31 protein-coding genes and 1 pseudogene are annotated in these 23,597 nt (G+C 64.7%); 30 read left to right on the top strand and 2 right to left on the bottom strand.

From position 1 onward, the window contains the following. Positions 1-557: pseudogene (locus NLI89_RS20195) on the bottom strand (phage portal protein); the annotation flags it as partial. Next, positions 557-2,359, bottom strand: coding sequence for a terminase large subunit domain-containing protein (locus NLI89_RS20190; RefSeq protein ID WP_254688595.1), 1,803 nt, complete (start codon positions 2,357-2,359; stop codon positions 557-559). The pseudogene NLI89_RS20195 and the gene NLI89_RS20190, both read right to left, overlap by 1 nt. Positions 2,360-2,527: 168 nt before the next feature. Here NLI89_RS20190 and NLI89_RS20185 point away from each other — a divergent pair, with 168 nt between their 5' ends. From NLI89_RS20185 to NLI89_RS20045, 30 genes are all read left to right on the top strand, one after another. Continuing rightward, positions 2,528-3,355 carry a GPO family capsid scaffolding protein gene (locus tag NLI89_RS20185; RefSeq protein ID WP_254688594.1) on the top strand — a complete coding sequence of 276 codons (828 nt, stop codon included), beginning with the start codon at positions 2,528-2,530 and terminating at the stop codon, positions 3,353-3,355. Between the two features lie 48 nt (positions 3,356-3,403). Continuing rightward, the gene (locus tag NLI89_RS20180; protein WP_254688593.1) at positions 3,404-4,492 is read left to right on the top strand and encodes a phage major capsid protein, P2 family; all 1,089 of its coding nucleotides are present in this window, start codon (positions 3,404-3,406) and stop codon (positions 4,490-4,492) included. A gap of 35 nt (positions 4,493-4,527) precedes the next feature. After that, positions 4,528-5,388 carry a phage terminase small subunit gene (gpM, locus tag NLI89_RS20175; RefSeq protein WP_254688592.1) on the top strand — a complete coding sequence of 287 codons (861 nt, stop codon included), beginning with the start codon at positions 4,528-4,530 and terminating at the stop codon, positions 5,386-5,388. A 111-nt stretch (positions 5,389-5,499) separates the two neighbouring features. Continuing rightward, entirely contained in the window at positions 5,500-5,721 is a 222-nt protein-coding gene (locus NLI89_RS20170; protein ID WP_254688591.1) for a hypothetical protein, read from the top strand. Beyond that, positions 5,718-6,209 (top strand): head completion/stabilization protein, encoded by a 492-nt coding sequence (locus NLI89_RS20165; protein WP_254688590.1) that lies wholly within the window; start codon positions 5,718-5,720, stop codon positions 6,207-6,209. The genes NLI89_RS20170 and NLI89_RS20165 overlap by 4 nt, the downstream gene beginning before the upstream one ends. Continuing rightward, entirely contained in the window at positions 6,206-6,433 is a 228-nt protein-coding gene (locus NLI89_RS20160) for a tail protein X (protein ID WP_056063734.1), read from the top strand. Before NLI89_RS20165 ends, NLI89_RS20160 begins: the two co-directional genes overlap by 4 nt. Positions 6,434-6,437: 4 nt before the next feature. Beyond that, positions 6,438-6,791: a hypothetical protein gene (locus tag NLI89_RS20155; RefSeq protein ID WP_056063737.1), complete on the top strand. Its 354-nt coding sequence runs from the start codon at positions 6,438-6,440 to the stop codon at positions 6,789-6,791. Then, a complete protein-coding gene (locus NLI89_RS20150) occupies positions 6,788-7,378 on the top strand; it encodes a lysozyme (RefSeq protein WP_254688589.1) in 591 nt (196 codons plus the stop codon). The genes NLI89_RS20155 and NLI89_RS20150 overlap by 4 nt, the downstream gene beginning before the upstream one ends. After that, positions 7,375-7,839, top strand: coding sequence for a hypothetical protein (locus NLI89_RS20145; RefSeq protein WP_254688588.1), 465 nt, complete (start codon positions 7,375-7,377; stop codon positions 7,837-7,839). The genes NLI89_RS20150 and NLI89_RS20145 overlap by 4 nt, the downstream gene beginning before the upstream one ends. Continuing rightward, positions 7,754-8,089: a hypothetical protein gene (locus tag NLI89_RS20140; protein WP_254688587.1), complete on the top strand. Its 336-nt coding sequence runs from the start codon at positions 7,754-7,756 to the stop codon at positions 8,087-8,089. Before NLI89_RS20145 ends, NLI89_RS20140 begins: the two co-directional genes overlap by 86 nt. Continuing rightward, a complete protein-coding gene (locus tag NLI89_RS20135) occupies positions 8,089-8,400 on the top strand; it encodes a hypothetical protein (protein WP_254688586.1) in 312 nt (103 codons plus the stop codon). Before NLI89_RS20140 ends, NLI89_RS20135 begins: the two co-directional genes overlap by 1 nt. Continuing rightward, on the top strand, positions 8,397-8,879 hold the full coding sequence (locus NLI89_RS20130; protein WP_254688585.1) for a phage tail protein: 483 nt from the start codon (positions 8,397-8,399) through the stop codon (positions 8,877-8,879). The genes NLI89_RS20135 and NLI89_RS20130 overlap by 4 nt, the downstream gene beginning before the upstream one ends. Further along, on the top strand, positions 8,876-9,334 hold the full coding sequence (locus tag NLI89_RS20125) for a phage virion morphogenesis protein (protein WP_254688584.1): 459 nt from the start codon (positions 8,876-8,878) through the stop codon (positions 9,332-9,334). Before NLI89_RS20130 ends, NLI89_RS20125 begins: the two co-directional genes overlap by 4 nt. A gap of 71 nt (positions 9,335-9,405) precedes the next feature. Beyond that, positions 9,406-10,305: a baseplate assembly protein gene (locus NLI89_RS20120; RefSeq protein WP_254688583.1), complete on the top strand. Its 900-nt coding sequence runs from the start codon at positions 9,406-9,408 to the stop codon at positions 10,303-10,305. Continuing rightward, positions 10,295-10,945: a phage tail protein I gene (locus tag NLI89_RS20115; protein WP_254688582.1), complete on the top strand. Its 651-nt coding sequence runs from the start codon at positions 10,295-10,297 to the stop codon at positions 10,943-10,945. The genes NLI89_RS20120 and NLI89_RS20115 overlap by 11 nt, the downstream gene beginning before the upstream one ends. Next, positions 10,942-11,241 (top strand): phage tail protein, encoded by a 300-nt coding sequence (locus NLI89_RS20110; protein WP_254688581.1) that lies wholly within the window; start codon positions 10,942-10,944, stop codon positions 11,239-11,241. The genes NLI89_RS20115 and NLI89_RS20110 overlap by 4 nt, the downstream gene beginning before the upstream one ends. A gap of 33 nt (positions 11,242-11,274) precedes the next feature. Beyond that, on the top strand, positions 11,275-11,973 hold the full coding sequence (locus tag NLI89_RS20105) for a gp53-like domain-containing protein (RefSeq protein ID WP_254688580.1): 699 nt from the start codon (positions 11,275-11,277) through the stop codon (positions 11,971-11,973). A 1-nt stretch (position 11,974) separates the two neighbouring features. After that, positions 11,975-14,092 (top strand): hypothetical protein, encoded by a 2,118-nt coding sequence (locus NLI89_RS20100; protein ID WP_254688579.1) that lies wholly within the window; start codon positions 11,975-11,977, stop codon positions 14,090-14,092. Next, positions 14,092-14,466 carry a hypothetical protein gene (locus NLI89_RS20095; protein WP_254688578.1) on the top strand — a complete coding sequence of 125 codons (375 nt, stop codon included), beginning with the start codon at positions 14,092-14,094 and terminating at the stop codon, positions 14,464-14,466. The genes NLI89_RS20100 and NLI89_RS20095 overlap by 1 nt, the downstream gene beginning before the upstream one ends. Beyond that, positions 14,466-15,560 (top strand): SGNH/GDSL hydrolase family protein, encoded by a 1,095-nt coding sequence (locus NLI89_RS20090; protein ID WP_254688577.1) that lies wholly within the window; start codon positions 14,466-14,468, stop codon positions 15,558-15,560. Before NLI89_RS20095 ends, NLI89_RS20090 begins: the two co-directional genes overlap by 1 nt. A 14-nt stretch (positions 15,561-15,574) precedes the next feature. After that, positions 15,575-15,733: a hypothetical protein gene (locus NLI89_RS20085; RefSeq protein ID WP_254688576.1), complete on the top strand. Its 159-nt coding sequence runs from the start codon at positions 15,575-15,577 to the stop codon at positions 15,731-15,733. Between the two features lie 917 nt (positions 15,734-16,650). Further along, complete coding sequence (locus NLI89_RS20080; RefSeq protein WP_254688575.1) at positions 16,651-17,205, top strand: phage baseplate assembly protein V; 555 nt, start codon at positions 16,651-16,653, stop codon at positions 17,203-17,205. After that, positions 17,202-17,564 carry a GPW/gp25 family protein gene (locus NLI89_RS20075; RefSeq protein WP_254688574.1) on the top strand — a complete coding sequence of 121 codons (363 nt, stop codon included), beginning with the start codon at positions 17,202-17,204 and terminating at the stop codon, positions 17,562-17,564. Before NLI89_RS20080 ends, NLI89_RS20075 begins: the two co-directional genes overlap by 4 nt. An 11-nt stretch (positions 17,565-17,575) precedes the next feature. Continuing rightward, positions 17,576-18,748, top strand: a complete 1,173-nt coding sequence (locus NLI89_RS20070; protein WP_254688573.1) for a phage tail sheath subtilisin-like domain-containing protein — start codon at positions 17,576-17,578, stop codon at positions 18,746-18,748. A 29-nt stretch (positions 18,749-18,777) separates the two neighbouring features. Then, on the top strand, positions 18,778-19,287 hold the full coding sequence (locus NLI89_RS20065; RefSeq protein ID WP_254688572.1) for a phage major tail tube protein: 510 nt from the start codon (positions 18,778-18,780) through the stop codon (positions 19,285-19,287). Positions 19,288-19,370: 83 nt separating this feature from the next. Continuing rightward, positions 19,371-19,712, top strand: coding sequence for a phage tail assembly protein (locus tag NLI89_RS20060; RefSeq protein ID WP_254688571.1), 342 nt, complete (start codon positions 19,371-19,373; stop codon positions 19,710-19,712). An 8-nt stretch (positions 19,713-19,720) separates the two neighbouring features. Next, the gene (locus NLI89_RS21830) at positions 19,721-19,852 is read left to right on the top strand and encodes a GpE family phage tail protein (RefSeq protein WP_302675889.1); all 132 of its coding nucleotides are present in this window, start codon (positions 19,721-19,723) and stop codon (positions 19,850-19,852) included. Next, entirely contained in the window at positions 19,842-22,328 is a 2,487-nt protein-coding gene (locus NLI89_RS20055; RefSeq protein WP_254688570.1) for a phage tail tape measure protein, read from the top strand. Before NLI89_RS21830 ends, NLI89_RS20055 begins: the two co-directional genes overlap by 11 nt. Then, a complete protein-coding gene (locus tag NLI89_RS20050; protein WP_254688569.1) occupies positions 22,328-22,714 on the top strand; it encodes a phage tail protein in 387 nt (128 codons plus the stop codon). Before NLI89_RS20055 ends, NLI89_RS20050 begins: the two co-directional genes overlap by 1 nt. Further along, positions 22,711-23,597, top strand: an 887-nt coding sequence (locus NLI89_RS20045; RefSeq protein ID WP_254688568.1) for a contractile injection system protein, VgrG/Pvc8 family, incomplete at its 3' end; no start/stop codon positions are given. The genes NLI89_RS20050 and NLI89_RS20045, both read left to right, overlap by 4 nt.

Raw genomic sequence — 23,597 nt, 5'->3', positions numbered from 1 at the left:
GCGGAGATATACTCTGGCACGCCGTAAATTTCCTGGTTGATGTCGGGCTGCATGACCTGAATCACGCTGCCGGGCCGAAACTCGAACTCGGACGCTAGGTTTTCCACAAAGAAATACCGCCCCTCTTCGATCCCACGACGTGTGAATTTGGCCAGGGAATGATCGAGGCGCATCAGTCCGCCAAGGACGCTCCGGCGCTGCTCGACGAAGCCAAAGCCGAATACCAGATAATCGAACACCAGCTTTTCGAACGCGCCGCGCGACAGCCAAGGCGTCGGCATGAACGACCGCACCAGTAGGTTGCGCTTCAGCAGGATGGCCGAGCTATGATGCGGGCTCGCGCGAAACGATCGGGCCAAGCCATCGACGCTGATCGGCGGTTCGAACCACCGACCGTTATGCGGGCATTCCAACATATCGAGGATCTCGCGCCGGCTGTTGACCGGCTCGGGATCCCCAAACGAAAACGCCGCAACCGACGTCGACTTCTCCGGCGTGGTGACGATCGCGCCGGCTCGGCCGGCCTCGTGACGGCCCATGCGGCGTGCCTTGCCCATTATAGGATCTCCATAGTCGACTTGGGCGCTTCGCGGCCGTCGAGCGGTTCGTTGTTGAGGACGTGCATGATCGACCAGGCGAGATCCGCGTGGCCGTCGTCGCCGCCCCGGCCGGCCTTGAACGTGACGTTCCGGCCGCTGGTGGTCAGCGTTTTCTTGATCGAGACGAACGACGAGACGACATCGAGCCAGCTCGCATCGAAAGCCATGCGCCCGCGCGAGATCACGTTCTGCGCCTTCATGATCATCATCGCCTTCACCTCGAGTGAATATTCGATCTTGGTGACGCCCTTGATCCCGGCATCGGGTTTGGCGAGCAACTGGTAGACACCGGCGCCAACGCCCGACGCGTCGATGCCAAGGAACGTGCAATTGTAGCGCGACAGAATGCCCCGGATGAAGTTGGCCTGCTGCTCGAAGTCGAGACCGCGGAGGGAATGCCGTTCGAGTAGCCGGAACGGCCCGCCCTGGACCAACGGCGGTGCCATGATCGACAGCGAAGCATTATCGCCGTTCTCGCTATTTTGCGGATCGTAGCCCGCCCACACGGGGCGCTCGCCGTACGGCCGTGCGGCCTCCGGATTGAAGTCGGCCCAGTCCTCCATGGAGTCGCAGCCGCATTTGATCAGGTCGTTGAACCGGAACGCGGACAGGCTGTCGTCGACGAAGTCGCAATCGAACAGGTTGGCGAATTCGTCCGGCGCATATTCGTCGCGCAGCTCGTCGATGTCGAACAGGTCGCAACCCGCCGCCTCGGCATCGGTGATCGTGACGATATGCCGCCAGATGCGGTCCGGTCCCTGCGCCCCGTCCTTCAGCGCGGCGTGGCTGACATCGATCTCGACGCGCTCGGCTTTAAGACGTCGCCGGTTGCGCCGCTCACCCGTCCAGTACGGATAGGCCGCATGCGCGATCGTCGATGGCGTCGAGAAGTAGGTTTTGCGCCACTTCTTGTGCGTCGCCATACCCGACGCGACCTTGTTCAACTCTTCAAAGCTATGGACCCAAAAGAATTCGTCGAAGTAGAAGTTGCCGTGACGGCCCTGCGCAGTGCGGAAGTTCGTACCAAGGAAATGTAACTCGGCCGCAGCCTCTTCCGCCGGGCGTAGGTCCGACGTGATGTTCATCGGATCGCCGGCAAGGCTGACGCCCACCAGCTTGGCAAAGCTGACGATGTAACTGCGGAACTGGTGCGCTTGCGCCTTCGACGCCGACAAGAATATCTGATTGCGGCCGGTCTCGATCGCGTCGATCAGCGCTTCGAACGCGAAATAGTAAGTCGCGCCGATCTGTCGCGACTTCAGTATCATGCGGGTTCGGAACGACAGCGCCTCGAACCACGCCTCTTGATACCCGTACAACTGATCGAGGAAGATGGCCTTCAACTCGGCAGCCTGGTCGGCGGTGAAGTGGTTCTTCTTCGCCTTCTTATTTTCGCCCGCGTTGCGGTTCGCGACCCGGTCGTTCAGATCGCCGGAATGACCGCCTGGTGCTTCATAGCGGCGGACCTTTGCCAGGCTTTCGACCTGGCGGCGTAGCGCGTCCAACTCGGTATAATTGTCGCCGGTTTTCTTATCTTTGCAGATCAGCACCATCAGGCGCGTCTCAAGGCAATCCTCCAGCTTGCGGATCGACGGCGCATCGTCCCAGTTGTGCCGGCGCGCCCAGCTTTTCACCGTGTCGTATTTTACGTCCAGTTCGGTGCTGATCTGCGCCAGGCTCCAGCCGCGCCAATACAGGCTGCGCGCCGCGCGGATCCGTTCTTCGACGGGCAGAGTGAGTGGGTCGGCAAGGATCGACATGGCACCGCCAGCCTAGCCACGCCAATACGCCTCCCGCCCCCCACGGCTCTTGTAGAAAGTCATTCTACAAGAACGTGCGCTTGAGGAAGGCACCGTATTCGGTCCCTGTTCGACCTCGCTAACGGGCGCTTGGCGCGCCGCAACCGACCGAACCGAGGACCAGCCGCCATGGGCACCAAGAGCAAGCCGTTTCGTATCTTCGTCGAAGGTGAAACCATCAGCGATGGCCGCAAGGTCACGGCCGAGATGATCGACGAGTGCGTCGCGACCTTCGCGCCCGCCACCTACAGTCCGCGCATCAACATCGAGCACGTCTCGGGCTACAGCCCCGAGCCCCCGTTCAACGGCTATGGCGACGTCGTTGAGCTGGAGGCCAAGACCGACGACTTCACCATCGCCGGCAAGGTCGAGAAGCGCCGTGCGATGTATGGCGTCGTCGATGGCAACGACCAGCTCGTTTCGCTCGCCAAGGCCGACCAGAAGCCTTTCCCCTCGGTCGAGCTCACGCCCAGCTACGCAGGGTCCGGCAAGTTCGGGATCATCGGCCTGGCCTTCACCGACACCCCGGCGTCGATCGGCACCCAGCGTCTGCAATTCTCGAACCGCGCTCCGGGCAGCGTGTTCGCCTTCTCCACCGACGCGGTCACGATCGAATTCGAGGCCAAGAAGGCCGAGGACGAGAAGGTCGAAAGCATCGTCGATCGCCTGTTCGCCGCGGTCACCGCCAAGTTCAAGCCGGCCGAGCCCGAGAAGCCGAAGGACGAGCCAAAGCCCAAGGCGGCCAACGACAACTTCGATCCTGCATCGTTCACCGCCGACATTAAATCGATCGTCACCGGCGTCGTGACCGCCGCGCTCAAGCCGATCACCGAGACGCAGACTGCCCACCAGCGCGATTTCGCCACGCTCAAGACGCAGCTCGCGAACACCGAACAGTCGGGCTTCTCGCGCGCGCCCGCGTCGGGCGGCGGGGACGACGCCGTCACCGACTGCTGATCGTCAGCCACCCGCCCAGACCGCCAAGCCTTCACAGGAACCGCACCGATGCTCAACGTAACCCGCAACAAGTATGACGCCTACACCCAGCAGATCGGCAAGCTGAACAACGTCGCCGACCCCAGCCGTTCGTTCGAGGTGCTGCCGTCCGTGGCGCAGACGCTGCGCGCCAAGCTGAAAACGTCGAGCGACTTCCTGTCGAAGATCAACATTATCCCGGTGGTCGCGCAGGAAGGTGACAAGGTCGGCGTTGGCGTGAAGGGCACGATCGCTAGCCGCACCGACACCCGCGTGAAGGACCGCGAACCCCGTTATCCCGGCGATCTCGACGAGACGCGCTACCGGTGCGAAAAGACCGACTTCGACACGCTGGTGCGGTACGAGACGCTCGACGCCTGGGCTCATCAGCCGAATTTCCAGACCCTCCTGCGCGACGCGATCATCAGCGCCAAGGCCGTCGACATCATCACGATCGGCTTCAACGGCGTGAAGGTGGCCAAGGATACCGACCCGGTCGCCTATCCACTCCTTCAGGACGTCAACAAGGGCTGGCTCCAGCACATCCGCGAAGACGCCCCGGAGCGCCACGCAGCCGGCGGTGACCTCAAGACCGAAACTCGCGTGGACGGCGTCGTGACCGTACCAGGCGCGATCTACGTCGGGGCCGGTGAAGTCGGCGTCGAGGTCGATTACGTCAACATCGACGCAATGGTGTTCGCCGGCATCGAACTGCTTCACGAAAACTACCGCGAGGATACCGATCTGGTCGCGATCGTCGGCCGCGCGCTCGTCAACGACAAGTATTTCTCGATCGTCAACGCATCCGGCGACAAGGCGACCGAGCAGCTCGCGCGTGATGTCCTGCTTTCCGACAAGAAAATCGGCGGTTTGACCGCGGTCCGCGTGCCGAAGTTCCCCAAGAGCGCCATCCTCATCACTACGCTCGCCAACCTGTCGGTCTATGAACAGATCGGCACCGAGCGGCGCAAGATCGAGGACAACGCCAAGCGCGACCAGATCGAGAACTACGAGAGCGTCAACCACGCCTATGTCGTCGAGGATATGGGCAAGGCGGTGCTGATCGAGAACATCGTGATGGGCAAAGCCCCGGCCGCGCCTGCGCCGGCTGGCGGCTAACCCTTTCCCCCGCTCCCGCTCCCACAGGACACGCCATGAGCTTCGCTCGACGCCAGGAACAAATCCTAGCCATGAAAGCGGCGTCTGCTCCTGCATCCGGGGGCGGGCACCCCCGTACCGCCGCGGTCGTACCATCGGCCGCGGCGGACCAACTCCCCATTCCCACCGGCAACACGCCGGCCGCCCGCGCGGCCGCGACCGTTGCCCTGCGCTTCCGCCACGATCGCCAGCGCCTCAAGCAGATCAAATCCAAAGAGCTGAAGGTCGCCGCCAAGCGTCAGATGCTGCCGGAATATCAGGCCTGGTGTGACGGGCTGCTGGACGCCGGTCGTCGTGTCGAAGGTCGGCAACTCGAACCCACCGGCGCCGACGATGTCCTGCCGAGCATCATGGTTTGGTGCCTGGACACTGGCGACTGGACGCGCGGCCTGATGCTGGCGAGTTTCGTCCTCCGCTTTTCGATCCCCATGCCCAAGCACTTCGTGCGCGATGCCGCAACATTGGTCCTGGAAGAGATCGCGGACGCTGCCCTGCGGGCACAGGCACGAAGCGAAGCATTCCCGTTATACGTGCTGGAGGCCGTCGAACTGCTGACGGACGGCGTCGACATGCACGACGAACCCAAGGCCAAGCTGTTCAAGGCGATCGGTGCCGAGCTGGTGCGCGCAGCCGGCGAGGCGACCGGCGACGCGATCGTGCCAACGATCGAGCGCGCCGTGGCCGTGCTGACCCGCGCACAGGATAAAAACGAACGTGTCGGCGTGAAGACGATGCTGCGCGCCCTCGAAAAAGCGAAGGCCGCAGCCATCAAGAACGCCGACGCGAACCCCTCTCCCGGCGTCCCCGCGGATGCGACCGCCACCACTGAAACACAGGCCGGCGACACCGCCGGCTGACCAAGCTCGCCCCCGGCGCTCGGGGACGGATCACGCGAGACGGGAGGCCTCCGGGCCGCAGGGCCGTCGATCGACCTGATCCCCACCCCCGTGAATTTCTAGGACCGTTCGATGGCCGACTTCCTTGTCAGCTCCCTTATCGCCTTCGTGGGCGTCGTCGCGTTGGTCGCAGCCGCCGCGATCATGCTGCTTGGCGGCTTTGTCATGATCATCGCACGGAAGGGCGACCGACCGATCGAGCTTTCGCCCCGCCGCTACGCCTGGTGCGCAATTACGCTCGGTGTGCTGTTGGGGGGTAAGGCGCTCGACGTTGTCGCCAGCGTGTCGCTGTGACCGGCCTGATCGCAACCGTCCTGCCGGATGAGGACACGCCCGGACCGGCGCTGATCCTCAACGACGGGTTCTTTCCCGACATCGATCCGGCCGTATTTCGTAAGCAGCATCGGATCCGCGACGCGGTGACGCCAGATCGCGCCCGCGAGGCGCTGATCGCAGCGATGCTGGCGGTCTATCGCGATCTCGCCGCCTGGGCATTGAGCCACCGTGCAGCCGGTACCCGGAAGCTTGACGACGTGCGGCTGTCGGATGGGGCTATCTCGACGATCGACGGCACCAACACGCTCGTCCTGCTTTATCAGCGCGCCGTCTTCACGGCCGCCAAGGCGGAAGTCGTCGAGCGCTACCGCGACTTGGACCTAACCAGCGCCGGGCAGCGCAAAGCCGAGGATCTCGAACCGAGCGTCACTGAGCTGCGCCGCGATTCAATCCACGCGATCCGCGACATGCTGGGCGTCACCCGCACCACGGTCGAGCTGATATGACCTCGTCGCTCGACATCGTTCGTGCGCGCGACGGCGACACGCTCGACGCGCTGATCTGGCGCGAACGCAATCTCGGGCCGGCCGATCTACCGGCCGTGCTTGCGGCCAACCCCGGCGTCGCCGGTCTCGGCTCGATCCTGCCGAAGGGTCAGCCAATCAACCTCCCTGCCATCGCCGCGCCGGCAACCGCCGTTCGCACCGATGTCCTCAACCTGTGGGACTGACCGTATGAAGGATCTACTCCACGACTTCGGGACCTGGCTGCTGGCGTTCGTCATCAGCCTGGTCCCCGCCGGCCTCGGGTCCGTCGTCAGCCTGCTCGTCGAAACCGGCCTCACATGGGGCCAGCGGATCGCACAAGTCTGGGTCGGCATCGTCGTCAGCTATTTCGTCACGAACGCCGCCAACGCGATGTTCGGCATGCACCCGTTCGTGTCGCAGGCGATCGGATTTCTCGTCGCGATGGTCGCCTTCAAGGGCGCGCCCGGTTTCATCGCCGGCTGCAGCGCCGTCCTCGCCGAACTGCCCGGCAAGCTCAGCGAGCGGCTGCTCGCGCTCATCCCGCGAAAGGACCCCAAATGATGCCTGGACACGGCACCTCAGCTCCCGCCCCGAAACCCAAGGTAGCAGCCAAGACGCTCGCGGGCGTACTCGGCAGCGCCGCGGCAGCGCTCGGCCTGTTCACTATGGTCCCGGACGAAGAGAGCGGCCGCAAGGTAGTGGCAACGATCGCGCCGACCGGCGCGGTCACCGTCAAGCACGTCTCGGGCAAGCAATATCTGAAGGCGTATCTCGACGCGGTCGGCGTTGCGACTGCGTGCGACGGGATCGCGACGAAGGACATCAAGCTCGGGCAAACCTACACCGATGCGCAATGCACGACGATGCTCGAGCGCGAGTTGATCGTGCATGCCGAGGGCGTCGTCAAATGCATCCCCGGCATCTACGGGCGGGCGAACCAGGCGATGGCGGTCGTATCGCTCGCCTACAACGTCGGCGTCTCGATGGTCTGCAAGTCAAGCATCGCGCGATACTGGAACGCCGGCCAATGGCGCGCCGGCTGCGATTTTTTCCCGCGATACAAGTTCGCCGGCGGTCGGGTTCTGCCCGGCCTGGTCGCCCGTCGCGCACGCGAGCGCGAGATCTGCCTGAAGGAGCTGCCCCGATGATCCGCAAATTTCTCGCCACGGTTAAAGCCGAGGCATCGTTTCTCGTCTTGCTGGCCGTCGCGGCGGTGGGGTGCTGGCTGTACGCTCAGTATCGCACCGTCAGCGCCGATCGCGACGATCTGCGCCACCGCGCCGAGTTGATCTGCGCCGGTTCGGGCGTGGGCTTTGCCGCGATCGGCAACACGGCGCGGGGCATCCTGTGCGCTCAGACGGTCGCCGGCCTGGTGAAATTCAAAAGCGACAGCGACCAGCTCGCCGCCGCCACGCTCGCGCAGGCGATGGCCGATCACGACGCCCGACAGAACGACGACACCCGCGCCGCGCGCGCTGCTGCCGAGGCAGCAAGCTCGGCCGCACAACGAATGGAGATGGCAGATGCTCAAGCTGAACGGACGAATCTTGTCGATAGCGATTGGTTTCGCGCTGTTAACGGCGTTGCCGGCCTGCGCCCGGCACGCTGACGCCCCGCCAGCGGTCACCCCAGCGCCGATCGTCGTGCAGGTGAAGGACACGCCCCCGGGAGAGCTTCTTACGTGCGCTACGCGCCCCGAGGGCCTGCCGGAGGATCCGTCGCTGATCGCGCAGATCCCGACGAAGATCCGCGCCGGTATCATCCGCCTTGCCCGTGCCTTCGCCGGCAACGCCGATCGCAACGACCGCCTGGTCAACTGGAACGTGCCGGGCAGCTGCCCGGTGACGAAGGACAAGTGATGGTGAGCCGTTTTGAAGCGGCCGCGGTGTGCGTGTATCTGAACGACCTGCTGGCGGCTGACCCCGTCTTCATGAATGCGATCGTCAGCCATCGCCCCGAATGCAATGCGGCCTTAGCAGAGCATCCGACATTCCAGGTCGGCATGATCGACGGCACGTATTGTGCTGGCCTAATCGGTTTACTGAACGGGCTGCTTGGCAAGCATGAAACCGGTCCTCATGCGGGCCATGGTCTGATCTACGGACGGTTCGTCGACGACCAGGTCATCGGCTTTGGACTTGTTGGCGTTGCCAGCGGCGAACGCGCATGAGAAAGCTGGACAGCCTGCGCAAGCATCTACTCGCATCTGTTCCCGAAATTGGGAACAGTCCAGAGTTGATGGAGATTTTCGTCGATAAGGGCGATGTGGCCGCGCGCGCAGGATCGCTCTCGTTTGAATACTCTTACACCGCTTCGGTCTGGGTGCAAGACTACACCGGCAAGGTCGACAACCTTCTCGTGCCAATCCTTGCATGGATCGCCGCCAACCAGCCTGATCTATTTGAGAAGGGCCAGCGCAAGCCGTTCACGTTTGAATCGGAGCTGCTCGACGCGGAGACGTGCGACATCACGGTCTCGATCGACCTGACCGAGCTGGTCCGCGTCGAGCAACAGCCAAACGGCCTCAAGGTCACGCATCTACCCGAACCGGTTATGAACGACGCCTTTGCCGGCGTCCCGACAGGCACCGACCTGTGGGCCGGCCTGATCGAGGACGGCACCGGCATGGTCGAGATCGTAACGAGATGAACGACTTCGCGCCGATCGAGCAGCTAGTCCGCGATCTGTTGGTGCGCACCGCCGCGCCGGAACGCGCGCGGCTGATGCGCTCGATCGGCCGCGAGATCCGTAAGAGCCAGTCGGATCGCATCGCTGCCCAGCGCGACCCCGAGGGCGCGGCATTCGCCCCGCGCCGTCCCAAGCCCGATCGCGGCCGGAGGAAAGGCAAGCTTCGCCAGCAGAAGATGTTCCGCAAATTGCGCATGGCCAAGAGCCTGAAGGCGGGCGGCAACGGCGACGAAGTTTGGGTCGGCTTCGGCGGTCGCGCGTCGCGGATCGCCAGCATCCACCAGGCCGGCCTGTCGGACGCACCGGCACCTGGTCAGCCGAAGGTGCGCTACACCCGCCGCGTGCTGCTTGGCCTGACGGAAGCCGAACAACAGCGGATCCTCGATCTCATCCTCGCGCAGGTCGCACCCGCCTGATCTTGTAGAAAGGGTTTCTACAAGAGCGCGCCATAGCCACGCCCTCGTTGCCCCGACGACATGACCGAACCATGGCCGCCACCTCCAGTCCCACCACCGTCGACCTGTCGCGCTTCGATCCCCCGACGATCGTCGAGCAACTGGATTACGAGACGATATTCCAGCGCAAGATCGCGCGGGTACAGGCGCTGATGCCGTCATTCGATGCCACGATCGACAGCGATCCGGCGGTCAAGGTTCTGCAGATCGCTGCCTATGACGAGATGCTGTTGCGGCAGGATTTCAACGAACGGCTGCAACAGCGCCTGGTCGCCTATGCCACCGGCGCGACCCTCGACCACCTCGGGGCAGCGATCGGCGTCGCGCGCCTGGTCGTCACGCCCGCCAGCGCCACGACCGGTGCCGCGGCGATCTACGAAACCGACGACAGTTTCCGCGCGCGGATCGTCCTCGGCCCCGAGGGCTTCTCGGTCGCCGGTCCCGAACTGGCCTATGTGAAGCACGCCAAGGATGCGAGCGGCCTCGTGCTCGATGCCAGCGCCACGTCGCCAGCCCCCGGCGAAGTGTTGGTGTCGGTCCTGTCGTCCGAGGGCGACGGCTTCGCATCGGCCGCGCTGCTCGATCAGGTCCGCGCGATAGTCAGCGACCGCTCGATCCGCCCGCTCGGCGATCTCGTATCCGTCGAGTCCGCCACACAGCGGCCCTTTGCCCTGGTAGCAAAGTTGTGGACCTTCACCGGGCCGGATCCCTCGCTCGTACTGACCACCGCAGGCACGAAGCTCGACCGCTATCTCGCAGACTCGCGCAAGCTCGGTCGCGATATCACGATGTCCGGCCTCTACGCGGCTTTGACCGTCGAAGGCGTCCAGCGCGTCGAACTCGTTTCCCCGACCGCCTCGATCGTGTGCGACCTCACGCAGGCCGCACGCTGCACCTCCATCGACGTGACCCACGCCGGCTATGACGAATAGCCTGCTGCCCCCCAACGCGACGCCCTTCGAACGTGCGCTCGAGGCGGGCGGTGCGCGCATCGTCGACGTTGCAACGCCCGCCGATCTCGACGATCCAATGACCTGCCCGGTCGCGCTGCTACCGTGGCTCGCATGGGGCCTGTCCGTCGATACCTGGGACGCCGACTGGTCCGAGCAGGACAAGCGCGCCGCGGTCGCTGATTCGATCGCGTTGCACCGTCGCAAGGGCACGCGCACCTCGGTCGAGACGGTGCTGGGTCGCTTCGACCAGCTTGCGCGGCTGATCGAATGGCATGAGGCCACGCCGCGGCGGCCCGCCCATACCTTCGACATCTGCGTGCCGATGGTGCTGGCCGATGGTACGGCGCCTGGTGGCCGGCGTGCCAGCGCGGCGTTTGCCGACGCGATCATCCGCGAAGTGTCGCGCGTGAAGCCGCTGCGCGAACATCTGCGCCTCGTCCAGGAGATCGCGGTAGCCGGCGCGATCGGCATCGAGGGCGCGATCCGCGCGACCGCCTACACCCGCACCGACGCCGACATGATCATCGATACCTCGCCGGATTGGGCCGCTTATCTTCAAACCGAGGACGGCGAACCGATCGAGGCTGGCGACGGCTCTTATCTGGATACTCGCCCATGAGCGCTCTGAAACTGGTCATGACCACCGCCGGGCTCGGCCGGTTCACCGCGGCGCAGGCAGGCGACGACATCGACCTGACGATCGCCCGCGTCGGGCTGACCGATACGGCGTTCGTCGCCGCGCCGTCACTGACCGCGCTGCCGGGCGAGTTTCGCCGGCTCTCGACGGTGTCCGGATCGGTCGAGGCCGAAAATGTCGTGCACATGACCGTCACCGATGACGCGGCGATCTCGTACACGGTGCGCGGGTTCGGGCTGTTCCTGACCGACGGCACGCTGTTTGCGGCCTATAGCTAGGCCACGACGATCGTCGAAAAGTCGATCGGCTCGATGCTGGCCCTGGCTATCGACATCGCGTTCCCGGTCGCGGGCGTCGACGAGATCACGTTTGGCAGCACGAACTTCCTGAACCCGCCAGCGTCGACCGAAAAGAAAGGCGTCGTCGAACTGGCGACCCTCGCCGAGGCCAGCGCCGGCGACACGGTGCGCGCGACCACCGGGGCGGTCGTCCTGGCGATGATCGCCGCGGCCATCGCCGATGCGCTCGCAGCGATCGGCCAGACGCTGGACGGCATCATGTCGCGCACCGTCTACGGCTCCGGCTTGGTGAAGGGCGGCGGTGATCTCACTGCCAACCGAACCTTTACCGTCGATGCCGCTACCGCTGCCGACGTCCGTGCCGGTACCCGCACCGATATGGCGGTGACGCCGGCCGCGCTCCGCGATGCTGGCACGGTCACCTTTGCCGAAAACGGTTGGCGTGTATCGTCGGATGGCTTTGTCGAGATATGGGGCGTGTCGCCAGCGCGCGCGACCGAAGGCCCCTTCTCGCTTCAGTTCGATCCGCCGTTTCCGAACGCGTGCTTCGGCATCGTGACGATGACGCGGAACCTCAATCAAACGGTCGAGGGCCTGACCTCGATTCAAGAGGTAGGGCTGTTCCCCGACCATGCGGATCTGTTCGCACAAAATCACACCAACAACCTTTCCGAAATCGGCGGTTTCCGCTGGCGCGCCTGGGGCTACTGACATGGCTAAGATTTCTCTTCTCCCAGCGCTGGATGCGCCGGACGGCACCGAACTCGTGCCGGTCGTCAAGGATGGCAAGACATGGGGCGCGAGCCTCGCGGCGCTCTCGACCGGGCTGATCGTCCCGCAAGGGGTAGCAACGGTCGCCGGCAATACGCCGACAGCAACCGAATATACCGTTACGATCCCGGCCGGGTTCGAGCCTTTTGCCAATCGCGCCATCGTCGAGTTCGTGGTGCCCGAGGATAGTCTCGGCCTGATTTTCGTGACGATCGGTTCGGTCCCGATCCGAGAGCTTTTCATGCCGATCGGGCAGCAGTTGCGCCGCGGATGGACGGCGCGTGTCGAGAAGAACGACGGTGGCGACCGATGGAACCTGGTCCGTCAAACGCCCGATGGCGTGACGTTCCTCGCCGCCGAAAGCAAAGCCAACGCTGCCTACACCGCACTGTCGGCAGCGATCGGCGTGCAGTTCGCCGAACCCATCCTCGGCAATCCGAACGAAGTCTCGGTCCCGAATGCGCCGCTGGTCAACGATGCCGCGTTCGAAATGATCATCACGAAGACCAACACAGCAGCGCTGGTGATCACGAACGGGAGCGGCGAGCGACGCGCGATCGTCGGTGGCGACGCAGGCGTTTTTCAAAAGAATACGATCGCAAAGATCCAGTATTCTGGAGGCTTCAGCAACTACGTCTACATCGGCAGCCGTGACCTGCCGAACCTCGACACCGTCTCGGGGCTTATGTCGGCGATCGTCGGCATCCCGCTTGCCAGGCCGATCGACGGCAACCCCAACGAGGTGTTCATCGAAGACGCCCCGTTGATCAACGATTTTTCGTTCGAAGTGGTCATCACAAAGACCAACACGGGCGACCTCATCGTCACGAACGGCAGCGGCGAACGGCGTGCGGTCGTGGGCGGCGGTGCCGGCGTCTTCCCCGCATTCACGATTGCCAAGATTCAGTATTCGGCCGGCTACGATAATTACGTTTTCGTAAGCAGCCGACCACTTCCGGGCCTCGGCGATACCCAGGCCGCCGCGAACATCGTCGACCTGTGGTCCGGCTTCGATCACACGCTGACCGCGCCCTATGGCGACGTCGTCCAGGGACCGGACGGCAAGCCGGTATTCAGCCCGCGCGTGAAGCGGCTCGTCGGCCGCGGATCCTCGGTCGTTACCGACTCCGATCCGGAGGTAAACCGCGACGGTGCCGCGCCGATCGGGCAGGCTCCGCTGACGGTTCTGGCCGACGCACTCTCGGCCGCGCACGGACCTGGCACCCTCTACCGGGCCGATGGCTGGTCGCACGGGGGTCATGTCCAGAGCCAGGCGGAAGGCCAGTGGGCCGAGGCGATGGCGGTAGACCCATCGCCGGTGTTCCTGCTCTTCGACGGCTTCGGCATGAACGACATGCAGATGTCCGCGTACAACAGCGGTCAGATCAGCCCGGTCTATTTCAGCAGTCCGCTGTATTACGAGGCGGAGATCAAGCGCCGGCTCGATGGCGGCGTGCAATATTACGTGGCCTGCACGTCGCCGCACGATAACACGGACCAGCAAACGAACACGTTCGGTGGCAACGCGCTGCAATGGCCGTACGCCAAGGCAGCGCCGATCGCCGATGACGAGCTGGTCCCGCCGTACAACGCCGATCCGGCGCTCAACCGCTCGATCACGCCGCTGAAGGACTGGACCGGCCGGGGCATCCTGCGCCGCGGCAACGCGCGCGGCGAGCACGTCAACGAACTGATCCGCAACACTCTGCGACGTCTGCACAATGACCCGAAGTATCGCGGGCGGGTGTTCCTGCTCGATGTCGAGTGGGCGTGGTTCCGCTACGGCGTCGAGCAGCATAGCCTTGACGCGCTCTTCGGGGACGAAATCGTTCACCCGCAGTTGCTCGGGCACCAGGTCAGCTACCAGCGCTGTATCCGCGAGTTCGTCGCCGCCAGCCGGCGGGGCTTTGGCGATCAGTGGTGCTTCCGCGGCGAACGCGCTGGCAGCCTCCAGCCGCCAGTCTTCATACAGCCCACCCAGCCTGACCATGCCGGCCCTTACGCGTGGTGGGATACCTCGGGCGGCGATATCTCACTCTCGATCGAGGATGGACAGTAATGGCCCTTCGCAATGCCTTTGGGGCCATCGCGCTCGATGCCACCCTGACCCTCGTCCGTGACAAGGTGGAGGCAGTTCGCGCGCTGCTCGCCGGTACGTTGAGCACGCTCCCTCTCATCAAGCCATGGGCGGCATGGGCGCCAGCGACGGCGATCGACATGCGCAACTACGCCGGCGTCGAGATCCAAGTCACCGGTGCAGGAATCGCCACGTTCACCAGGTCGGCCGATGAATCCGCCTATGCCGCGATTAACGCAACGGCATCCGGCGTTGCTGCAGTCAGCCCCCTCGCCCTCGGCTTCTACGGCCTCAAGGGTGGTGGCTTCCTGAAGTTCGCCGGCACCGCGACCATTCTCATTCGGGGGTACAACTAATGGCGTTCGATCCGGATGCTCAGGAGTTGGCCGGCGCTGCGTTGGGGGCCGGCTTGGCCGCAGCGCGAGCTACGACTGCAGGGCGCGGTGCTTCGGCATCATTTCAAAGCAATGCAGCGCGCGAAGGGTTTCAAGCTACTAACACGCGCATCACCTACGCGAATACCAGCGCAGCAGTCGCCGTAGGCACTGTTTTGGGCGCTATCGGACCGGGCTTGGGGCAGGCACTTTACGTGACGTCCCTTGCGTTGACCTCCGATATCGAGGTTCTCGTCCATATGCAGCGGGGCAATGCGAATCTCATTGCGAACGCGGCATCGCCGGGGATTGCCCCTTTGAAAGTGGGGCCGGGACGTGCCACCATAGTAGAAATTTTCGAATATGTTCGTGAAAAAGAAAGCATATCGTTCGTCCTCAGAACTGCTGTAGCAACCGGCGCGGGCACGAATACATTCAACTTCGAAGCGGGTTTCCATTCTCAGCGTTTCACCAATGACTTCGCGTTCGAAGCCCCGAAGGTCATGCTCGTAATTGGCGACAGTCTTTCGAATACGACCATCCTCGGCACGCCTGTGTATGGTTACGATTTTTGGCACGCTGCATTCCAGCGGTGGCTTCGCTCAATCGGCAAGCATTACCGGCGTGTGGTCAAAGGCGATGGCGGCTGGAAGACATCTCACGCGGTAATTGCGTTGAAGTGCGGCCAGTTCGACATCCTGCAGGCGGATGCGATCATGGTCATGCTTGGCACGAATGAAACGGTGCTAGCAGACTTCGAATCCACAGAAACGGGCTTGCCTGCCCTCGTTGCTGGGCTGCGCGAGATGTACCCGACTCAGCCCCTGATACTTATGGGACCGCCGCCCCGTCTCGACGCAATTGAGGCCAGCGTCATGCAGCCGCTGCGAGCATGGGAGGCAACCTATGCGGATGGGCTTTCGAACACCCTCTATGTGTCTTTTGCCGACGCCTTCGCCGCCAACATCACAAACTTGCCTGACAACGTTCACACGATTGCGTCTGGACAGGCCGGCATGTTCGCCAAGCTGCGTGACTCAGTTACGGCAACAGCCGGACTCCTTGCGCGTCTCTAAGAAAGGATCAGCAGATGGAACCTCGCACTGTAGCTATATTCGACACGGAGACTCGCACCGTCACCGCTGTGTTCGAACTGGACGCGTTCGTTGATTACCCGTTGGGTGACGGACAGGCGATCATCGATCCGGGACCGAGGGGTGTGAAGGTCGGCGACACAGCCCCCGGCTAACGGGTGATCGCACGCCTTTCAGCCATAGCGCTCACCTAACCCCAGGCGCATCGCAGGCGGGGTGATGGGGCAACCCTAATCTGCCGCATCGGCGCGGCATCTCCGACGACATCAACAATCACCAGCACCATCGCGACTCATACGGTCGCGGGAAGGGATGACGCATGACCGCGACAGCCATGCGGTATCGCGCAGACCGCCCATCCGGGCCGTGATCGCCGCCGCCCTCGGGGAATCACAAATCAACAATTTAGGGAGGGGCGTATGAGCGACCTGATCTTGTATCTCTTCGGGGGCTTTGGCGCGTTGCTCTACGCCTTCCCGATGCCGGCGCGGCGCTCGCGGTGACGCTGCTGATCTACAAGGGCTCGCTGCTCGTGAACGTCCTGCACCAACGCCTGCCCGCTGACGTCTGGCGTCGGCTGAACCGCATCACGGCAATGGTGAGGTGCGCCCCACGGCGGCGATCAGAGGGGGTCACGGCCCGCCCGACTTTATCAGGAGGCAGGCGGGCCGGCCGGGCCGCTCCGGCAGGAGCAGGCCGGCACCGCGATCTAACCGGCACCCGTCCAAACTGGAAGGAATAAATTATGGCAACGGCATCAAAGCTCGCGCGGGATAACGGCCCGCCCCAGGGGGCTAGGGGCGGGCCGAGCAGTGCCGACCGGAAAGAAAGCGCCGCCATCGACGCATGTTTGGTTAGCGCCTTCAGATATCAAACGTCGTGAGCAATGCGACGGCCAGCCTACCCGAAAAAATGCTGATGAAAACGGGTAGGCTGACCGCCTCAAGCCCGTGTGACGAGCCTCGCAATTAGCGGCAGGAACCCTGCCGGCTAGCTGCCCGCGCTCTTGTAGAAAACGTTTCTACAAGAGCGCGCCCTCGCCTCTGCAAACGTCCCGCGCATGGTCGCCATTATGGCCGGCACTACCGACACCCAGCGCCTTATTGGCGATCTAGCGCGCGAAGGCGTGGTCGTATCGGTCGACCACGCCGCCGGCACCGCGCGTGTCGCATTCGCCGACGAACTGACTACGGGCGATATTCCGTGGCTTGCCAGCCGTGCCGGATCGACGCGCACCTGGTCGCCACCCGCGATCGGCGAACAGGTCATGGTCCTCGCGCCCGAAGCCGACACCGCCCGCGGCGTGATCATCGGTAGCCTGTCGAGCGACGCCCACCCGCACCCGGCGAACGACGCTTCCTCGGTGGCTGAATACGAGGACGGCGCGCGGATCGGTTACGATCCAGCAACCCATGCCCTGACGGCAATCCTACCCGGTGGCGCGACCGTGCGGATCGACGCCGCTGGTGGCCTGTCCTTCAAGGGAAATCTGACGGTCGACGGCGACATCAAGTCGACCGGCACGATCACCGCAGAGACCGACGTTGTCGGTGCCGGCAAGAGCCTCAAGGATCACATGCATCTCGGCGTCCAGCCGGGCGGCGGTCTTTCAGGCAAGCCGCAATGATCGGCATGGATCGTCATACCGGCACGCGCTTGGCGGGCGCTGATCACCTTCGGCAGTCGATCGACGACATACTTGGGACACCGGTCGGCACGCGCGTCGGCCGGCGCGAGTACGGTTCGGAAATTCCGAAGCTTATCGACCAGCCGAATCACGAACTCGGCCGAGTCCGGATCATTGCCGCCGCGGCGCACGCGCTGCTTCGTCAAGAAGGGCGCGCGCGACTTTCCCGCATCGTGCTTTCGCCCGGAAAACTGCCGCAGTCGGCGATCCTCACGATCACCGGCCGTCGCACCGACGTCCCTGGCGCACCCGCATTTTCGATCTCGTCCACCATCCGCGCCCTGTCGGCGCTCGCCTGAAAGGTCTGCACATGAGCTCCCTCCACGGTATCAACGTCACCGAGGTCAAGAAAACGACCCGCTCGATCGCGACCGTCGCCACCGCCGTCATCGGCCTGGTCGCCACCGCGCCCGACGCCGTCGCAGGCGCATTCCCGCTTGATACCGCGGTGAAGGTCACGAACCTCGACGACGCGATCGAAGAGGCCGGCGCAACCGGCACGCTGCGCGCCGCCCTGATCGCTATCGCTGGTCAGGTCACCGCGCCGATCGTCGTCGTTCGCGTGTCGCCTGGTGCTACGCCCGCCGATACTGCAACCGCCGTGATCGGCACGGACGTCGCGGGCGTGAAGACCGGCATGCAGACGCTGCTGACCGCGTCTACGCAGCTGAACCTGCACCCGCGCATCATCGGCGCACCGGGGCTTGAGTCTGAACTGGTGACCAAGGCGCTGGTCGTCGTCGCCAAGCGCCTGCGCGCCCGCGTCTATGCGATGGCGGTCGGCGACGATCGCGGCGAGGCTATCGCCCACCGCGCGCTGTTCCCCGATGCGCGCGAGCTGACGCTGCTCTGGCCAGGCGTGACCGCGCCCTACGGTGCGGACGGTGCGAGCATCGGCGTGCCGGTCGCCGCGGTGGCGATGGGCGCACGCGCCGCAATCGACCAGACGCAGGGCTGGCACAAGACGCTGTCCAACGTCGCGCTGCCCGACATCGACGGCCTCGCGGCGGACGTCACCTTCGACATTCAGGACGCCGATTGCGACGCCAACGTGCTGAACGCGTCGGATCTGGTGACCGTCGTTCGCATCGCGGGCGAGCTGCGCTTCTGGGGCAATCGCACCTGCGCCATCGCCGACGGCGACTTCGTCTTCGAAAGCGCATGCCGCACCGCGCAGATCCTCGCCGATACTGTGGCGCTCGGCCTGGTGTGGGCGATGGACAAGCCGTTGCTGCCCAGCCTGGCAAAGGACATCGTCGAGCAGATCAACGAGAAGTTCCGGCAGGAAAAGCGCGGCGGCCGCATCCTCGGTGCCGTCGCGCTGTTCGACGGCGCCAGGAACCCGGTCGACCAACTGAAAGCCGGCAAGCTGCTCATCGGCTACCGCTACACCTTCGTGCCGCCGCTGGAGGCCCTCGGGCTCGAGCAGGAGATCTCCGACGAGTTCTTCGCCGACTTCGCCAGCCTCGTCGCCGGCAACTAACCCCACCTCCCGCACGAAAGGCTGACGCGATGGCGTTCCCCAGCAAGCTCAAGCAGACGATGATGTTTAACGATGGCGAGGCCTTTATCGGCGAAACCGTATCGATCACGCCCCCCAAACTCGCGCGTAAGTTCGAGGATTACCGCGCCGGTGGCATGGGCCGCGCGGTCAAGGTCGACATGGGCGGCGAGGCGCTGGAAATGGAGGCGACCTACGGCGGTCCCATGCGCCAGATCCTGCGCCAGCACGGCATGCTCAACATCTCGGGTGTGCAGCAGCGCTTCGTCGGCTCGTTCCAGAACGATGACAGCGGCGCGATCGACGTGGTCGAGATCGTCACCCGCGGCCGCCACGAAGAGATCGACATGGGCGAATGGAAGCCCGGCGAAGACACCGAGTTCAAGGTCAAGAGCCAGCTGAGCTATTTCAAGCTGACGTGGAACGGTGTCGTCGAGGTCGAGATCGATGTGCTCGGCATGATCGAGATCGTCGGTGGCGTCGACCTGATGGCCGACCATCGCGCCGCGATGGGCCTGTAGCGGCGTGACCGCGATCCGCCGGCCGCGCCGTCGCCCCGGCGCACTGACCCAGCCAACTTATAGGACCTGACAGGAAACGTACGATGGACAACCAGAACGACAACGCGACCCCCGGCCTTGCCGCACCGGGTGACTTCACTCTCGAATATGACATCGTCGTCGCCGACAAGGTCGTGCTGTCCGCCGGCACGGTGATCCATGTGCGGAAGCCGATGGGCGGCGCGCTACGGGGCGCAAACATCGGTGGCCTGGTCCGCATGGATTACAATCAGGTGGCCCTCGTCGCGCCGCGCGTGACGCAGCCGATCCTCCACCCGCACCTGGTCGATGCGATGGATCCCGCCGACATCACGCAGATCGCAGGGGTGCTTGTCGATTTTTTGCTGCCGACTGCGACCAAGGAGGCGCTCTCCCAGAGCATGTAGAGGACGCGATGGCGGATATCGCCTTCGTTTTCCACTGGCCTCCTGACGCGCTCGACGCGCTGTCAATCCACGACCTGATGCAGTGGCGCACACGCGCTGCTCGCCGCCACAACCCCGAAGGACAGACCCGTGGATCGTAACCTGCGCATCCGCATGCTGCTGGAGGCCGGTGACCGTGTCACCGGTCCGCTGCGCACCATCGCCGGTGGATCGACCAAGGCGGCGCAGGCGCTCAAGCTGACACGCGACAGCCTGCGCGAGATAGAGCGCGCGCAGGGCGATATCGCTGGCTTCCGCAAACTGAAGACCGGCCTAGGCGATACCGGGATCGCGCTGGCAACGGCGCGCACACGCATGGCGGGTTTACGGCAGGAGATCGCCGAGGCAGACAAACCGACCGCGGCTCTGACCCGCGCGCTCGCCAGGGCAGAACGCGAGGCAACGACATTGGAAACGACAGAGCGCAAGCAGGCGCAGTCCCTCCACGAAATGTCGCTGCGCCTCCACACTGCCGGCATCGACACGAACGACCTTTCGCGCCATCAGCGCCGGCTGCGTACCGAGGCGGTCGAAACCAACCGCACGATTGTCCAGCAGACGGCCGATGTCGGGCGGCTCGCCGATCGCGAGCGGCGTATGGCGGCAGGACGCGCGCGCTTCTCGCGTACGCAGGGCATGGCGACCGGGCTCGCGGCCGGTGGTGCCGCGGCGATTGGCACCGGGGTGGCTATGGCGGCGCCGCTGATCCGCAGCATCAAAGCCGCACAGGACTATCAGTCGGTGATGACCGACATCGGCCAGAAAGCTGATCTGTCGCGCGCAGCATCGGATCAGTTTGGTCGCAACTTGCTCGTCTCGGCGCGCGCTGCCAACCAGATGCCCGCCGATCTGCAAGCCGGCGTCGATGCGCTCTCGGGTCTCGGTGCCAAGGTGCCCGACGCGGTCGCAATGATGAAGCCGATCGGCCGCGCGGCGACCGCGTACAAAGCCGAGATCTCGGACCTGTCCGCCGCTGCATTTGCCGCCACCGACAATCTGAAGGTGCCAGTCGCGCAGACCGGCAAGATCATCGATGTTATGGCCAGCGCCGGCAAGGCGGGCGCGTTCGAGATCAAGGATATGGCGCAGTATTTCCCGGCGCTGACGGCCGCGTATCAGGGCCTAGGCCAAACGGGCGTCGGTGCCGTGGCGGATCTCGCTGCCGGGCTGCAGATCGCTCGCAAGGGTGCCGGCGACGCCGCATCTGCCGGCTCGAACCTCGCGAACATCCTTCAGAAGATCGCGTCGCCGTCGACGAACAAAGCATTTGCCAAGATGGGCGTCGATCTCCCGAAGGCACTGAAAAAGGCGTACAGCGAGGGGAAGACACCACTTGAAGCTATCGCGGAGCTGACGAACAAGACGCTCAAAGGCGACCTCTCGAAGCTGGGGTATTTGTTCGAAGACGCCCAGGTGCAGCAGGGCCTTCGCCCCCTGATCCAGAACATGGAGGAATTCCGGAAGATCCGTGCTGAGGCCACGAAGGCTGGCGGCACGACGGATCGCGACTTCGCCGATCGCATGAAGGACTCGGCCGAGCAATCCAAGAAGCTAAAGATCAACGCGACCACCCTGGCTATTACGCTTGGGTCGCAGCTGCTGCCGACCGTGAACGCGGTCGTTGAACGGGCGAATGCGTTCGCAACATGGATCGGCGATGTTGCCAACCGATATCCGAACGCGACGAAGGCGATCGCGGTAGGTGCCGCGGCATTTGCCGGCCTGTTCTTCATCTTAGGCGGCGGTGCGATCGTCATCGCTGGCCTGGTTGCGCCGTTCTCCGCACTGGCATTCGCCGCTGGCGCGCTTGGTATCGGTATGCTGCCAGTAATCGGCATTGCCCTTGGTGTGGTCGCCGGTATCGTCGCGATCGGCGCCGCAGCCTACCTGATCTACGCAAACTGGGGCGCGATCAGCGGGTGGTTCGGTGGCGTGTGGAACGGCATCAAGGCAGGGTTCGCAGATGGCATTGCCGGTGTCGCCGGCATGCTGCTCAACTTCAGTCCGGTAGGCTTGGTCTACAGCGGCGTCGCGGCCCTGCTCAGTCTGTTCGGCGTTCAACTGCCGGCACGCCTTACCGAAGCCGGTCGCCACATGATGCAGGGCCTGGTCAACGGGCTATTGAGCGGGCTGCGCTGGGTTGTCTCTGCCGTAACGATCGTTGCCAGCACGGCTTCCGGCGCCTTCCGACGTGCGCTCGGCATCAAGTCGCCAAGCCGGGTCTTCATGGGCTTCGGTGGGCACATCGTCGACGGCCTGACGAACGGTATCGCCGCGCAGGAAGGCGAGCCCGTCAGGCGGATGGATAGCCTATCCAGTCGCCTTACTGCCGCAATGGTCACCGGCAGCGCGATCCCGGCGCTGGTGATGTCAGGGGCCGCCGGCGCCGCCTCCATACCGTCCGCCGCGGCCAGCGCGGCACCCCGCAGCTACACCATCCACATCCACCAGCAGCCGGGACAGGATTCGCAAGCCCTCGCCCGCGCCGTCGCCGACGAACTGGACCGCCGCGACCGCGAAAAGGCCGCGCGGCGCCGATCGTCCTTCGCCGACACCCCCGATTACGAGACCGTTTGATGCTGCTCGCGCTTGGCCTGTTCCCCTTTTCGATCCAGACGCTCGCCTTCAACGAGCTGGCGCGCCGCGCGAACTGGCGCCACGCCACGTCCACGCGGATCGGCGCGCGCGACGCGACCCAATATACCGGCCCCGGCGAAGAGACGATCGCCCTGCCCGGCACCGTCTATGCCGAGATCGCGGACGGCCGCGTGTCGATCGACGAGCTGCGCCGCATGGCCGACACCGGCGACGCCTGGTCGCTCGTCGACGGCCTCGGCTATGTCTATGGCGCGTTCGTCATCACCGGCATCGACGATCGCGGAAAGGCGTTCTTCCCCGACGGCACGCCGCGCCAGATCGACTTCGCGATAGACCTCCTGCGCGTCGACAGCGACGTCGCATGATCGCGAACATCGCCGCCGTCCGCGTCGTCGTCGACGGCACCGACATCACGCCGCTGCTCGAAGGCCGCGTCGCGCAAGCCAATGGCCGCCCGCCGCGCCGTCGCCTCGTCTCGCTCGGCATCACCGAAAAGCGCGGCGAGGAGGCCGACCAGCTCGATCTCGTCATCGACGACACCGACGGCGCCGTCGCCCTCCCGCCGACGGGCGCGAAGATCCACGTCTGGCTCGGCTGGAAGCAGGGTAGCGACGTCACGCCCGGCCTGGTCGACAAGGGATGGTTCATCGTCGACGAGGTCGGGCACGGCGGCCCGCCCGACCTGATCACGATCCGCGCGCGATCGGCCGACTTCACCAGCGAACTGAAGACCAGGCGCGAGAAGAGCTGGCACGGCACGACGCTCGGCGCGATCGTGACCGAGATCGCCGAGCGGCACCAGCTGACACCGCGCTGCGCGGCCAGCCTCGCCGACATCGCGGTCACGGCAAAGGCGCAGAACCGCGAAAGTGACCTCGCCTTCCTTCGCCGCCTCGGCCGGGAGCGCGGCGCGGTGGCGAAGATCGCGCGCGGCGTGCTGATCGTCTCGCCGATCGCCGCCGGCACGACGCCGTCCGGCAAACCGATAGCGACCGTCACCATCGCGCGGCGCGACGGCGATGCCCACCAGTTCAGCCGCCAGAAGCGCGACGACGTGCCGGGGGTGAAGGCGACGTGGCACGACCGGAAATCCGGCAAGCGCGAGCAATTTGTGGCCGGGAAGGTCGAGGGGGCAAAAACGCTGTCGCGCGTCTACGCCAACGAGGCGGATGCGCAGGCCGCTGCGAACGCGGCGAATGGCCGCGCGGGTCGGGAGCCCGTTTCGCTAAGTCTCACGCTCGCGCTTGG

Origin of the sequence: Sphingomonas faeni, from assembly GCF_024273235.1 — a bacterium.
In the GTDB taxonomy this organism is placed as follows: Bacteria; Pseudomonadota; Alphaproteobacteria; order Sphingomonadales; family Sphingomonadaceae; genus Sphingomonas; species Sphingomonas faeni_A.
Note: the sequence above shows the minus strand (reverse complement) of the source record. Positions and strands in the feature narration are given on the sequence as shown.